Here is a 14,296-nt window from a genome sequence, read left to right as displayed (position 1 = left end):
TTTAACTTTCAACTTTCACCTGAACAAGTTCTTGATCCCGTCCATATCAAAAGACAGGGAGAAACGAAGCGTCTGGTCCAACGGGTTCTGTGGAACCGTGCTGATCAGATAAGCGGCATCCAACTGGAACACGCTCATACGGAAACCGGCACCGACAGAAAAGTATTTACGGTTGCCGACATTCGCATTCTCGTAAAAGTAACCGCCACGGACGAAAAACTGTTCATTATAGCTATACTCGGCTCCGACCGAGACCATGATTTCTTTCAACAAACCGTTAGGCGAATCGGTAAAAGACTTCATCATACCGGAAATGCTCGACCACGATTTGTAGTCTTCCACACGTGCCTGGTAGTCGGTATCCGTCTCTCCTTCTTTCTTTTGCGGGGCATACGGGACCATGTATTTATTCAGGTCCAAATAAAAACCGATCTGGTTGTAGTCATCGATCGGATAAAGCAAACCCGTTCCCAAAGTCAGTTTTGCCGGAAGGTACTGGTTCGTATTTCCTCCGTCATACGATATCTTACTCCCGATATTCGACAGGTTGAAACCAAAACTCCACAAAGCTTCTGCATTTCCCATCAACACATATTTTTCCAGATAACCGGAAATATCGGCAGCAAAAGCATTGCCGGCATAACTCTCGTCATGCTGGTCCGTCCCCATATCCGAACGGATGTAACGCAAGGTTACCGCCATCGAATAAGACTCGGACAACTTACGGCTGTAGGCCACATCGAACGCCATCTCGTACGGGTTCAATCCATAAGGGACATCCCCGATATTCTCCCATATATTAACTTCCCCTAATGAGAAATAACGCAAAGAGGCGCTGACAGCCTGTAAATCGCTATTCCCTAATTTGTAATAACCGGTCATATTCACCAAAGCCACATCGTTGACCAATTTGCGCAACCACGGCGTATAAGACAGACTGACTCCCGCCTTACTTCCCATGAAAGCATATTTGGCCGCATTCCAATACTGCGAATTGATGTCCGGCAAAGTGGACGCCCCCATGTCTCCCATACCGCCACCTCGTGCATCCGGGGCTATATTTAACGAAGGAACCGCCATTTGGAGCAAAGAAGGATCATCTTGCCCCCAAGTTGCCGCAACCGAAACAAAGAAGTTTAGTATTATAACGAGTACGCCGATTCTGAATTTACTTATCATATTATATTCTATCCTTAATTATTTTCCGAGTTATCTATAAAGTACGGGCGGTTCACGCACCACCCTCTATTATTTCTTATATATAAACTGAATAATCCGAACTTTATTGTATGCTCGAATAAAATTCCTACTTTTGTCTTTTGAGTATGAAAGATATACAATCGACAGGCAAAATTAAAGCATTATTCCTTCTGATGCGCCCTTCCCAGTGGGTAAAAAACATCATTTTGTTTCTACCCCTGTTTTTTGCACAGGAAATGGGAGATACGGACAGGTTGCGGAACGTTGCAATCCTGTTCGCCAGTTTCTGCCTGCTCACCAGCGGCGTATATATTTTCAATGATTTGATGGATGCGGATGAAGACCGCTTGCATCCGGTCAAACGATTCCGCCCGATCGCCTCCCGGAAGGTCACGCCGACGACAGCCCTCATCCTCATGTTCCTGCTATATGGAGCGAGTGCGGCCTGTTTCAATCTCATACAAACAAGCGGCAATCAAATCTGGTTATCATCAGGAGGCTACATCCTTCTGAACCTGGCATATACGCTTTTCCTCAAGCAGGTACAGATCATCGATGCCATGATCGTCGCCTGCGGTTTCATCATCCGGCTCGAAGCAGGAGCCGTCGCCGGCGACATAGAGCTTTCGCACTGGCTGATTATCATGACATTCATTCTCTCTCTGTTCCTCGCTTTTGCCAAACGACGGGACGATTTGCGCAATTTCATGGAAACCGGACAGATTTCGCGTAAGAACATTACCGGATATACGATCGACTACCTGAATGTGATCCTGTCATTTCTCTCTTCCATAATCGCTGTGACTTACATATTATATACGCTTTCTCCCGAAGTGACGTCGAGAAGCAGCGAATACCTGTATGTCACAGTCCCGTTCGTCCTGGCAGGCATCATGCGCTACATGCAGATCATCTTAGTGGAGAAGAGCAACTGCAACCCGACCGATATCCTGTTGAAGGACCGCACTTTGCAGCTGACCGTGGCAGGCTGGTTCATCGTATTCGCTTTACTTATTTACTGATATGGCAATCGCAATATTCGACTTCGACGGTACCATTATTTCCCGCGACTCTCTGCCGGATTTCCTGATTCGGACTTGCGGATGGAAGGCTTTCCTCCTGCGGCTCCCCTGGATCGCCCTGTTGAAAGGGGCAGCCTTAACGGGTTTTCTCTCCACGCACCGGGCCAAAGAACTTGTGATCTCTTCTTTCCTGAGGGGGATGAGAACGGACGAGTTCCGTCAGGCTTGCCTTGAATATGCTTCTCGTATACCGGCTTTCGTTTATCCTGCCGCCTTGGATGAGATACGCAGGCATCAGGAAAAAGGGGACAAGATCGCCATTATCAGTGCGTCTGTACCTGACTGGATACGGCCTTGGGCACAAACAATCGGAATCCGGCTTGTGGAAGGGACAGAACTGGAAGTCAAAGGACAAATGTTGACCGGCCGATTTTCCACACCCAACTGCAAGGGGAGCGAAAAGGTGCGCAGGCTCCGCCGGTTATATCCGGATTTCGCCTCTGAGACCCTCTATGTATATGGCGACAGCAGTGGCGACAAAGAACTGCTCGCCCTCGCAAATGTTCCTTATTACAAACCTTTCAACAATAAATAAACATATATTATATACCTATGATACCATCCTGCCTGTCTATTCTGTTTCGCGCTCTCCGGATCGAGTGGCGAGAGACGAAACGCACGTTGTTTCCACCGACCCCGATAGAAGCCGGGCTTTTCCTTTTCTTTTTCCTCCTTTACGGGTGTATCGGCTACGGGATGCTCTTTCATACGGAACTGATAGATGTCCCTAACGGGGGTGCCGGAAGTTATTTGGGCTATGACAATCTTTTCCATCTCCACACGCGCGGAGGCGCATTCGACGTCAGCCATCCTTTCTTCGGCATCTTCCATTTGTTGAAAACGTTGTTGATAATTCTGTTGACAACCCTGTTCAAAGAGAAAACTTCCGGTATTGTCTGCCTGATGCTGATGAACCTGTTGATAACCGGCGGCCTGGTCCTGATCTTCCGTTACCTGAAACAGATCGTCCGGCTTTCCACCCGCCGGGCCTTGTTACTGACAGGGTTCACGGGATGTTTCTTCACGACAGTCGTCCTGTCGTTCACGACAGAATCCTATCCGTTCTCTTTCTTCCTGCTCGTCTTCTCGTTGTTAATGCTTTCCCGGGAATACAAACAGACCGGATACATAAAAGGACGGACCATTCTCTTCCTCACTTTCCTTTGCGGAGGTATAACGATCACCAACGCAGCCAAACCGGCTATGGCCTTGTTCCTGAACAAAGCTCCGCTTCGGCGTAAAATACGGACTGGGGGCAAAGTCATGCTGCCATTTGTCATTTGTGTTGCTGTCGTCATGGGCTTTTACACCCTCAAAGCAAAGTTGTTCAACCCGGAAGGCCAATCTCCTATTGAGGCGGTCGGGCAGCTCGGGCAATATTTTATCCATGACGAGACATTCGGAAAACAAGCACTGGTCGATTTTTGGGGCAATACGATCATAAGCACGCCTCTCACACAACAACTGGTAGGGAAAGAAGTCGTATTGCGACCCAGCGAGTACCTGCACAGTTGGAATTATGCCGCGATCATGTTCTTGTTGTTATTAGTCGCGACTTCGGCTTTGCTCAACCTGAAAAACAAATACGTGCAACTGCTGCTAATGTACCTGAGTATCGACTTCGTGATCCATTTTGTCATCCGCTACGGGATGAACGAGGCGATCCTGTTCGGCGGGCATTGGATGTTTGCAGTCCCGATCCTGCTGGGTTGGTTATACACGCGGCTACCGGTCCGCATGTACCGGATACTGGACTGGACCATTATCGGCTTCTTTGTTCTGACCGCAACGATAAACACGATGGAACTCATGCGTTCCTTCTTATTCACCTAAAATAATGAACTTCTGTGCTTTCGTCGCTTCCTTGGAATTATCGGTGCTAATGGCCGCCCGATAGATATAGACACCGGGACGCATACGGGCACCGCCTGATGTCAGATTCCAGGAGACCGTATAGTTTTCGAACAGGCCGGAAGTTCCGCTTTCTTCATGTTTCCAAAGCTGGCGGCCAGCCAGATCGTAGACCATGATGCCCACCTTCATACGGCTTTCGGGGCGGTTGTGCATAAGATGGAAAGTCACCTGCTCACGAGCGATACCCGGTGTTGCAATCACATCGAGCAGGAATGGCTTCAATCCTTCGACCACTTCGAAGGTAAACGTCCGCATGGTCGAGTTGTTCTGGATATCCCACACCCAGAACTCCGCCGTATGTTTGCCCGGCTCAAGCGCGGGAATCGGGAACTTCACAATGCCGGTTCCATCTTCGCCCGGCAATAATTCGTAATAGCTGTTCAGGTTATAACTCAGGTAGGTCGACTCGTCTATTACCAGCATCATATCGTGCCCGACACTGCTTCCCGTGATATTCACTCCGCTCTTATCCCACAATTCGGCAACAAAATAAGGAGTCGTATTCACTTGGCCACCATCCACAAACGTCGTGTCGTTCAGGTAAAGGGCACGGATTTCCGGGCCGACCGTATCGGTCTCCGCCGTGTCGGATGTTCCTCCGACAATGAAGTTGTCGAAATTACCCTGTGCCTCATTGCCGTTTTCCGTATCGACGGCATACAGGTTCATTTTTCCCTGCAGGTTGGAATAGGAAATATCTTTCGGGACTGTAAATGTGAAACTGAACTTGCCGTTGCGTACGGAGTCATTTCCCATAAAAATCGTATTCGGATAATCGGTGAAAGTAAAAGCCGGACTGTCATCCTTATTGCTGTTCTTCAAGCAAGTGACAGTCGTCTTGCTATCTTTCACGGTCGGGTTTACGATGCCGGTAAAATCAGTTGCCAACTGCCCGGAAGCATCCAACACCTCTCCTTCGACCGTTATCCTTTCCAAGGCTTTGAAAGAGATCGGGCTTCCATCTGCCGAATGCCCGTTTACGGTTGTCACTTTCATCCCGTATTCAGGATAAGCCATCTTCACAGCCGGATCGCCGATCAAGCAGAAACCCAGTTTATAAACAGACGACAAGGCGTTTTTTGTTGCCTGCATCGCTTCTCCCAACGTACGGCGACGCCCATTGTTTCTCTCGAACAAGTTACGGATCACACTATTGTTTATCGGAAAATTCGGTCTGGAGTAAGCAACACGGACAGTCGTAAACAACGCAATGCCTCCGCTGTTTTTACTCAAAAATACATCTTCTCCGGCAGAAGTATTCAAGTCGTCGAATCGTGTAAAATCACACGTTGCCGTAATCCATACCGGCAGATGGGTATAAGTAAACTGGTTGATATCTGTTTGTGTCAACACTTTCTCATCGCTTAAACCCGTTGTCCCCCCATGTCCCGTATAATTGAACAACAACAATCCGTCTTTTAAAAGTTTTTGCAACCCACTCCGTACATCCGGATAAGTTCCTGCCGCCATATCCTTTTTGTAGGCATCATAATACAGTTTATTGACCAAAAATTCAGGATGTTCGCTTTCGATATAAGTAGCCAACTGATTCGCGTAACTCATATGATCGGTTGTAAAACTGTCCGCATTGTTACCGTCGTCAGCCATAAAACACAGATTGTTTTTCCACAAACCCGTATTTTTGTTTTCCATATAAGAGATTACCTTATCCACAGCCTGGGTCGCCTGCTCCACAGTTCTGACAGGGAAGCGTCCGATGCCTAAACATACTTTTTTTCTATAAAGAAGCGATACCTTGTCATCCGCATCATCCAGAAAACCAAAATAGTCGTCCACTACATAGGAATGCTGATTCAGCGACTCATCCGTCTGATACGTCAGCAACATATTGCTCATATCCACTGATTTCCAGGAGGAAGTCAGTTTTCGGTTATCATACGAACCATCGCCGAACAAGAGTAAATATTTGGGGGCGTCAGCCTCTGAAGTCTGCCGGTCGTAGAACATTTTCATAAAACGGCGATAAGCGGTTGCATCCGACGTACCACTGGAAAACTCATTATAAATCGCTTCCGGCGTCACCACCCGGACCGTCAGGTTATCCTTTGTCCGATGCGCTTCCGCCAAACGTTCCGCCTGAGTTGTGAAATTAGGTTGGGCGATAATGATCATATCTTGCTGTGCCAAGGCATGCAGATCCTGGTTCGCCACCTCACCGACTGTCACGGGTGCTTTAATCTGCGAAGGCTTCACTGCGACGAACTCCCTCAAGGAAGCGGAGGCGGGAATAGAAAAAGACAGTTCCGTCCCGTTCAGGGATGTTTCCATCTGCAGCGGATTTATACCGTCGGTCACATCAAAAACCAGTGTATTGGCATCGGCACCCTGAACCACAAAGCGGGAAGCATTGCCTACAGCCGAGAGGCTGCGGAAGAATGTATAATCATCATATACTTTCAATTGCCTCTTCATCTGAAGACGGAAATAGTTCAAGTACACGTTCTTATGTCCGGTCGTACTGTATCCGATGTTGACCTTTACAGTTTCACCTTTATCAGCGGTCCAAGCTCTTTCACGATACAATTCCCGTGCCACTTCGTATTCGTCCGACGGGACAGAGACAGAACCGGATATCAAAGAATTTCCATCGACATTCATGGTGATCGTTCCGTTTCCACGGGAGATAAAAGACAGGGTTGCCTTTCCCTCGTCGTTCGTAATGCCCGGAACCGATATCGTGAAATCGCGGGATAAAGTAGAGGTAAACGATTCGCCATACAGTTCACGCCCGGAGCTGTTCACCGAGACCAACTCTTCTTCGTGCAAAACATAGTCATCGAAAGTCGTCACCTGCAGAGTGGCTCCATCGGCAGATGCAGCCTTTTCCATCGTACGTCCGGCCGTTTCTTTTTCGGTCACGAAATAATATCCGTAATTGGAATAAGGATTGTTGGTGTGGATAAAAGACTTATCGGAAGAGGAATATTCCCATTTGCGCGGCCCCTTCCCGTAAAACAACAGATAATCCGCATTCCTCCACACGGCTACTTCTGGGACATCATCAATATAAGCAGTAGAGAAATCTTCATCCAAAGGCCAGCCTCCGTAACCACAGACAGCGACTTTGTCTAAATTGGAAAAGCCCATCTTCTTCAGGTCGGCAGCCGTCAGTTTGTAAATACCATCTTCCGCCACCTGTATCTTCACCCATTTCCCGGAGTTCAACACCGACTCGGAAGCATATCGGCTACCATCCGCCCATGCAGATGCGAGCAGACCGAATACAAACAGCAAGGTATATAAGATTCTCTTCATACGTTCTTTTTCCGTGTTATCTCACAAAGAAATCCAGCAGCTTCTGCTCGCCGATATATCCCTGCAAGTGGTCGTCTATCTTGACCGGCCCCACGCCTACCGGGGTTCCGGTATAGATCAGGTCGCCTATCTTCAACGTAAAGAAACGACTCACATAAGCTATGATCTTGTCGACTGGGAAAAGCATGTCCTGCGTGTTTCCTTCCTGAACGGTTTTCCCGTTAATATCCAAGTGGAAAGGGATGCGGTTCACATCTCCCACACGCTCTACAGGGACGAACGTTCCGAGAACAGCCGAATTATCGAACGCCTTACTGATTTCCCAAGGCAACCCTCGCGCACGCAGTTTATTTTGCAAGTCGCGGGCTGTAAAGTCAATTCCTACCGTCACCTCGTTATAGTAACGGTGAGCGAAACGTTCGGCAATGTTTTTTCCCAACCGGTCTATCTTCACGACGATCTCCGTTTCGTAATGAATCTCCGAAGAGAAATCAGGGATAAAGAACGGTTTGCCATCCTTCAGCAACGAAGAGTCGGACTTCATAAAGATAGTAGGCTCCGATAATTCTAACGAATGATGCAGCTCTTTATTGTGGGCGGCATAATTCATTCCTACGGCTATTATTTTCATATGTCAGTGATTGATTGAATTCAAGCGGTTGAACATCACGGCAAGGTGAGCGTACATAGAGGTATTTTGCACTACGATATCTTCCGGCACACGGATACGGAACGGGGTGAAGTTCCACAAAGCCTTGATCCCTCCGGCGATAATCTGTTCGGTCACTTCCTGCGCCTTGTTGACCGGGACGGTGATCACTCCGATCGTCGCTCCGTATTCTTTCTGCTTGGCAGGAAAATCATCCATATGGTAGACCGGTATCCCGTTGATCTCGGTTCCGGCAAGTTCCCGGCGGACATCGAAGCCTCCGACAATCTCCAAGCCGTATTGTTTCAGACCGGAATCCTGCAACAAAGCGGCCCCCAAGCTACCGACGCCGAACAGGAATGCTTTATGCTGCGCCGTAAAACCCAAGAAATCTTCCAACACGTCCACCAGCGTACTGATCTCATAGCCGACACGCGTCTTTCCTGAAATATTCACAAAGGAGAGGTCTTTCGCCACCTGACTGGGATCCACATTAATTTCTTTGGCAATCTGAGTAGATGATACGAAAGTCTCCCCTCTTCCTTTCATCAATTTCAAAAAGGCAAGATACCACGGCAACCTCCTAAGAGTCGGTTCCGGTACTTTCCAAATTTGTTTCATTTCATCGTTAGCCATTGTTCAATCTTATTAATGTAGCTCACAAAAGTACAATTTTTTCTTCGGGAATAGAAAAATAGGTTACATTTGTGTGAAAAAAGAGAGGTGAAATCAACGTGATTACTAAAACAAATCAAATCAAAAATGATGGAATTCTACACCCGCATCTCCATTCCGAAAGCCCCGTTTACATTTTCTTATACGGAGCAAACGGTTTTACTTGGTTCCTGTTTTGTTGAAAACATCGGAAAGAAACTGGAAGAAAATAAGTTCAAGACCGATCTAAACCCATTCGGTACACTTTATAATCCTTCATCCATAGCCGAAGCGATTCGCATGCTGCTTCGGCCGGAACGGTTCACCGGGGATGACCTTTTCCGGCATGAAGGGATCTACCATAGTTTCAGCCATCACAGCCGTTTCTCCTCACCTTCGGAAACGGAATGCCTGGAAAATATTAATACGCGGCTGTTCAGTTCAGCCGACAAAATACGGGAAGCCCGGCGGATGATCGTTACTTTCGGCACGGCACGGGTCTACAGGCTGAAAAGTTCGGGAAAAATCGTTTCCAATTGCCATAAACTACCGGAAAAGATGTTCGACCGGCAACTGCTCACCGTCGAGGAGATCGTAGCAGAATGGAAAAGCCTGCTTCTTTCGCTTTGGGAACAGAATCCGGAACTGAAGATACTCTTCACCGTCAGCCCGATCCGCCATTGGAAAGACGGGGCGCACGGCAACCAGCTAAGCAAAGCCACGCTCCTGCTTGCCATCGATGCGCTGCAAAAGGAATTTCCGGAACATACCGCCTATTTCCCTGCTTACGAAATCATGATGGATGAATTGAGAGACTATCGTTTCTATGCCGACGATATGCTGCACCCATCCTCCGCAGCTGTCGAATACATCTGGGAACAGTTCACGGGCAACATGCTTTCACCTGATTCGCAGTCTATCCTTAAAGAATGGAAGGATATCCAAAAGGCTATTAACCACAAACCGTTTCAGCCGGAAAGCGAAGCCTACAAACAATTCATCTCGCAAACTTTGTTAAAGATGGAACGACTTAACGAGAAATTCCCTTACTTTGATATGACAAATGAAATCGAAATGATTAAAAAGAAATTCTAAACCTAATTATAGAGAAAAGAATGGAATATTCAATTAAAGAGATCGCCAGGATAATGGGAGCTGACGCCAAGAAATTACAGGATGCTACTGTCAGCATCTTGCTCACCGACAGCCGCCGTCTTTCATTTCCGGAACAAAGCCTATTCTTTGCCCTCCAGACAAAGACCAACGACGGACATAATTATATACAAGAATTATATAAGCTACGTGTACGCAACTTCGTAGTCAGCACTGTTTTACCGGAGTTCGAGTCGATGCCGGAAGCAAACTTCCTTGTCGTCAAGGATACGCTGAAAGCACTCCAGAAGTTAGCAGCCCATCACCGGAAACGTTTCAATATTCCGGTAATCGGCATCACAGGGAGCAACGGGAAAACGATTGTAAAAGAGTTCCTATATCAACTATTACATAACGAGTTTAACATCGTCCGCTCGCCCCGGAGCTACAATTCGCAATTGGGAGTCCCGCTGTCGGTATGGCAGATGAACGACAAAAATACATTAGGAATTTTCGAAGCCGGCATTTCCCAACCGGACGAAATGGAACGCCTGCAACCCATCATCGCACCGACCATCGGCGTGATCACAAATATAGGGGAAGCACACCAGGAGAACTTTATATCTTCCACGCAGAAATGCCTGGAAAAGCTGACCTTGTTCAACGACTGCGAAGCGATCATTTATGACGGTAACGATGCCTTCATCTCCAACTGCATCGAGTCGGCCTGCCTATCCCACAAGGCTATCACCTGGAGCCGGACAGACTCGGAAGCGCCTTTATACATCGAATCGATCAAAAAGCTGGAATCCGAAACCATCATTCGCTGCACGCTTTTAGGTTTTGACCGGACCTATACGATTCCTTTTACTGACGATGCTTCTATCGAAAACGTCATCCACTGCATGGCCGTGATGTTGTACCTGAAGCCTACGAGCGTGAACGATGTCGAAAAGTTCAAGCGCCTCGAACCGGTTGCCATGCGCTTGGACGTAAAGCAAGGTATCAACAACTGCCTGTTGATAAACGACACTTACAATTCGGATATCAACTCTTTGGATATCGCTCTCGATTTCCAGCAGAGCCGCCGCGTAGAAAAAGGCCTGAAATGCACGTTGATCCTTTCGGACATCCTGCAATCGGGGACACTGCCGAAGTCGTTGTATAAGAAAGTCGCAGATCTGGTGCGCAGAAAGAAGATAGACCGTATTATCGGTATCGGCCGCGACCTGAAAGAGTATGGCAGTGTCTTTGATATTGAAAAAGAATTTTACCTGACGACGGAGGAATTCATCAAGTCTCCGTCCTTCAAAAAGTTCAAAGACGAATTGATCCTGATAAAAGGTTCCCGCCAATTCCATTTCGAGCGTATTTCCGAACTGCTGGAGAAGAAAGTACACGAGACGATCCTGGAAGTGAACCTGGATGCCGTTGTCCATAACTTCAACTACTACCGCTCGAAACTGAAACCGGAGACTAAGATGGTTTGCATGGTCAAAGCTTTCGGATATGGCGCAGGTTCCTACGAACTGGCAAAGACTTTGCAAGAGCATCGTTGCGACTACTTGGCCGTTGCCGTTGCCGACGAAGGGGAGGAACTGCGCAAGGAAGGCATCTCGATCCCGCTTATCGTCATGAATCCGGAATTCAGCAGCTTCAATGTCTTGTTTGAAAACCAGTTGGAACCGGAAGTGTACAGCTTCCGCCTGCTCGACGCGATGATAAAAGAGACGGAACGCAGGGGCATCACCTCCTATCCGATCCACATCAAGATCGACACAGGTATGCACCGTTTAGGGTTCCAGCCGGAAGATATACCGGAGGTTTGTCGCCGGCTGAAAGGACAAAGCGGCGTAGTCGCCCGCTCCGTATTCTCTCATCTCGTAGGTAGCGACTCCTATATCTTCGACGATTTCACGAAAAAGCAATTGGATACATTCACCCGCGCGGCAGCAGAACTGGAAGCCGGACTGGAATACAAGGTGATCAAGCATATCCTGAATTCGGCGGGAATCGAACGGTTCACCGATTACCAGATGGATATGGTACGTCTCGGCATCGGCCTGTACGGCGTCAGCGCCTCCGGCCAGAAAGGGTTGCGAAACATCAGCACGCTGAAGACGACCATCTTGCAGATACAAAACGTCCCGGCAGGCGATTCCATCGGCTACAGCCGGATGAGCTATGTAAAGCGCGATTCACGTATCGCGATTATCCCGATCGGGTATGCCGACGGCCTGGACCGCCATTTCAGCAATGGCGGCGGTGAAGTCGTGATCAACGGACATCGTTGTCCGATTATCGGCAATATCTGCATGGACGCCTGTATGATCGACGTCACCGATATTGATGCACGCGAAGGGGACACCGTCATCATCTTCGGCGAAGAACTCCCCGTCAGCGAACTATCAGACAAGCTGAAGACCATCCCGTACGAGATACTGACCTCGATCTCGCCAAGGGTAAAAAGAGTTTACTACAGGGAATAAACAAAAACAGAAATAAAGATAGCCGGCAGCTCCTTCAACTACGAACGATCCGTGCCGGCTATCTTATTTTCACACAACAGGCGACAATGCCCTGTTCCCCTAAATCTCATCTTTACGGCCTCAAAGCTCTATTTCCCATATATAAATTGATAATTAAATCGTGCATTGGGAGCAGCATCTCCTTTATCCAAAAAATGCATCGGATTTCCATCCAACGGCACATTATCCGTCCATTTGAAATTCAGAATATAATCAGAGCCGATTTTCAATATTCTTTTAGGAACTTGTATTTCCAATTCGTTCCCTTTAACAGCATAAGAGACTTCCCCCTCTACTTTCCAGTTCCAACCACCTGTACAGCGTTCAATACTGGTACTATTTTCATTCCCGGGATTACGATTGACCATATATTGATAGTTTTCCCATTGAGGAGATTTTTCCCCTTCAACCTGGATAAAAAGATTCATAGCCTGTCCGGATTCCCATCCAATTATCGGCTCTGCCGTTTTCACATAAAAAGAGACAGAACTGCCGGAATCAGCAATACGAGCCTCTACGATATCATTACGTCCCGTTGTGTTTACATATTCCTTGATTCTCCCCCAGCCCGGATGTTTACGATGAAAAGTATCGCCCTTGTCATCATAATAAACAGAAGAGACAGAAGTCCAGTCTCCAAAATCGCCATCAACAATTATCGGGAAAGATTTTTTTACCGGGATAACTTCCCGCACTCCCTTAAAACGACGTATGCCATCCACCATTTGCCAATAATAATGGTCAGCTAATTCTCCATTTTCAGGTTCTGCATCACGGCTGTATTCCTCATTATACAAATCGACAAAGAATGTATCCTCTTTCTTTATAGGCTTACCCAACATACCCCCAGCAGCACCATTCGTAAAACGCATTGCGACCCATTCATTCCATCCCGTAATAAAAATAAATTCAGGATCAGCCTCCAATGCACGTTCCCATTGTTCTTTGAAATAAAGTCCTTCTTTCGAACGAAGATGCTGCGAATCCGGTTCCTTCCCATCGTGAAAACTCCGTCCGATATTGGAAATCGGATGTTCAGCTATACAAACAGGCATTTGCTCCGGCCTATCCGGGCTTTCATGCCAGCCATATCCTTGCGGAGTATGATCCAACCATGGCCATTTGTCTTTCCCGTCAGCAAACCATTCTTGGCCTTTCGTCCATGCCCACGACTGACGCAACGTGAAAAAATCCACGATCTCTTCCGAAAGGCCTTCCGGATTACATAGTAATAAAGGCCGTCCTTTCCATCTAAACCATAAAGAAGAATACAATCCTTTTTTATAAAACTGCTCATATAAACGGTTTGCTGTTGAAACCGAATTAGAATTAATCATAAAACTAACCGAAGGCGTAGAAATGCCCTCGGCACGCAACCGTGTATATACTTCCGCAATCTTCAACACTTGCGGCTGATAAATCGCCCCATTGGTAATATCGAAAATAATAACGTCGACGCCAGCATCGGAGAGCATTTGTGCATGTTTACGTATAATCCACTCGTCATCCGGCAGATAATAGCCGAAATAAGGTTCACTCCAGTAATGGAAGGCAGGTTCCGGCCCATAAGCCGGATTTTCCGGGTTCTCTTTTAATAAGCGAGTTATATCATAGGGACTATTCACATCTTCTGGAGATTTTGGCCGAACTCCCTCATCCGGCAACGTGGTCATATGCTTATCATACCCATGAGCTCCGTGCCAAACAAAATAAAACAGACCGACAAAACGATCCTTACGAGGCTTGCCGGCTTTTTGGGCATCCGGCAATTTCCGTCCTAATCCATCTATGGCTTCCCATGTATCCGCTTTACTGGACGAAACAATCTGCGCATTCGCCCGGTTACACATTGAAAGCATAAGATTCAATCCCAGGAGAACACATAAAACATTAAATAGATT

General features: G+C 47.4%; 10 protein-coding genes. 5 read left to right on the top strand and 5 right to left on the bottom strand.

Features of this window, described 5'->3' with window-relative positions; genetic code table 11:
- Window positions 1-15: 15 nt before the first annotated feature.
- Entirely contained in the window at window positions 16-1,179 is a 1,164-nt protein-coding gene (porV, locus tag BQ9893_RS17865; protein ID WP_075967174.1) for a type IX secretion system outer membrane channel protein PorV, read from the bottom strand.
- Window positions 1,180-1,325: 146 nt separating this feature from the next.
- Between porV and BQ9893_RS17860 the strand changes: the two genes are divergently transcribed.
- Genes BQ9893_RS17860 through BQ9893_RS17850 form a run of 3 tightly spaced genes read left to right on the top strand, consistent with a single transcriptional unit; the run spans window position 1,326 to window position 4,115 of the window.
- Complete coding sequence (locus BQ9893_RS17860; protein ID WP_075967173.1) at window positions 1,326-2,222, top strand: decaprenyl-phosphate phosphoribosyltransferase; 897 nt, start codon at window positions 1,326-1,328, stop codon at window positions 2,220-2,222.
- 1 nt (window position 2,223) lies between these two features.
- Entirely contained in the window at window positions 2,224-2,817 is a 594-nt protein-coding gene (locus tag BQ9893_RS17855; RefSeq protein WP_075967172.1) for an HAD-IB family hydrolase, read from the top strand.
- Between the two features lie 17 nt (window positions 2,818-2,834).
- On the top strand, window positions 2,835-4,115 hold the full coding sequence (locus BQ9893_RS17850; RefSeq protein ID WP_075967171.1) for a DUF6080 domain-containing protein: 1,281 nt from the start codon (window positions 2,835-2,837) through the stop codon (window positions 4,113-4,115).
- Here BQ9893_RS17850 and porU read toward each other — a convergent pair.
- Genes porU through BQ9893_RS17835 form a run of 3 tightly spaced genes read right to left on the bottom strand, consistent with a single transcriptional unit; the run spans window position 4,104 to window position 8,757 of the window.
- On the bottom strand, window positions 4,104-7,472 hold the full coding sequence (gene porU / locus BQ9893_RS17845) for a type IX secretion system sortase PorU (protein WP_075967170.1): 3,369 nt from the start codon (window positions 7,470-7,472) through the stop codon (window positions 4,104-4,106). The two genes, BQ9893_RS17850 and porU, sit on opposite strands and share 12 nt — an antisense overlap.
- Before the next feature lie 16 nt (window positions 7,473-7,488).
- Window positions 7,489-8,103, bottom strand: coding sequence for a fumarylacetoacetate hydrolase family protein (locus BQ9893_RS17840; RefSeq protein WP_075967169.1), 615 nt, complete (start codon window positions 8,101-8,103; stop codon window positions 7,489-7,491).
- A gap of 3 nt (window positions 8,104-8,106) precedes the next feature.
- Complete coding sequence (locus tag BQ9893_RS17835; protein ID WP_075967168.1) at window positions 8,107-8,757, bottom strand: redox-sensing transcriptional repressor Rex; 651 nt, start codon at window positions 8,755-8,757, stop codon at window positions 8,107-8,109.
- Between the two features lie 129 nt (window positions 8,758-8,886).
- On the opposite strand from BQ9893_RS17835, the gene BQ9893_RS17830 reads away from it, so the two are divergent.
- A complete protein-coding gene (locus BQ9893_RS17830) occupies window positions 8,887-9,870 on the top strand; it encodes a GSCFA domain-containing protein (protein ID WP_075967454.1) in 984 nt (327 codons plus the stop codon).
- Window positions 9,871-9,890: 20 nt separating this feature from the next.
- Complete coding sequence (locus BQ9893_RS17825) at window positions 9,891-12,356, top strand: bifunctional UDP-N-acetylmuramoyl-tripeptide:D-alanyl-D-alanine ligase/alanine racemase (protein WP_075967167.1); 2,466 nt, start codon at window positions 9,891-9,893, stop codon at window positions 12,354-12,356.
- Between the two features lie 128 nt (window positions 12,357-12,484).
- Here BQ9893_RS17825 and BQ9893_RS17820 read toward each other — a convergent pair whose 3' ends face one another.
- A complete protein-coding gene (locus BQ9893_RS17820; RefSeq protein ID WP_167369885.1) occupies window positions 12,485-14,254 on the bottom strand; it encodes a hypothetical protein in 1,770 nt (589 codons plus the stop codon).
- Between the last annotated feature and the right edge of the window lie 42 nt (window positions 14,255-14,296).

The sequence above is a fragment of the Parabacteroides massiliensis genome, assembly GCF_900155425.1.
GTDB lineage: Bacteria > Bacteroidota > Bacteroidia > Bacteroidales > Tannerellaceae > Parabacteroides > Parabacteroides massiliensis.
This window is presented reverse-complemented; position numbering and strand designations above follow the sequence as displayed.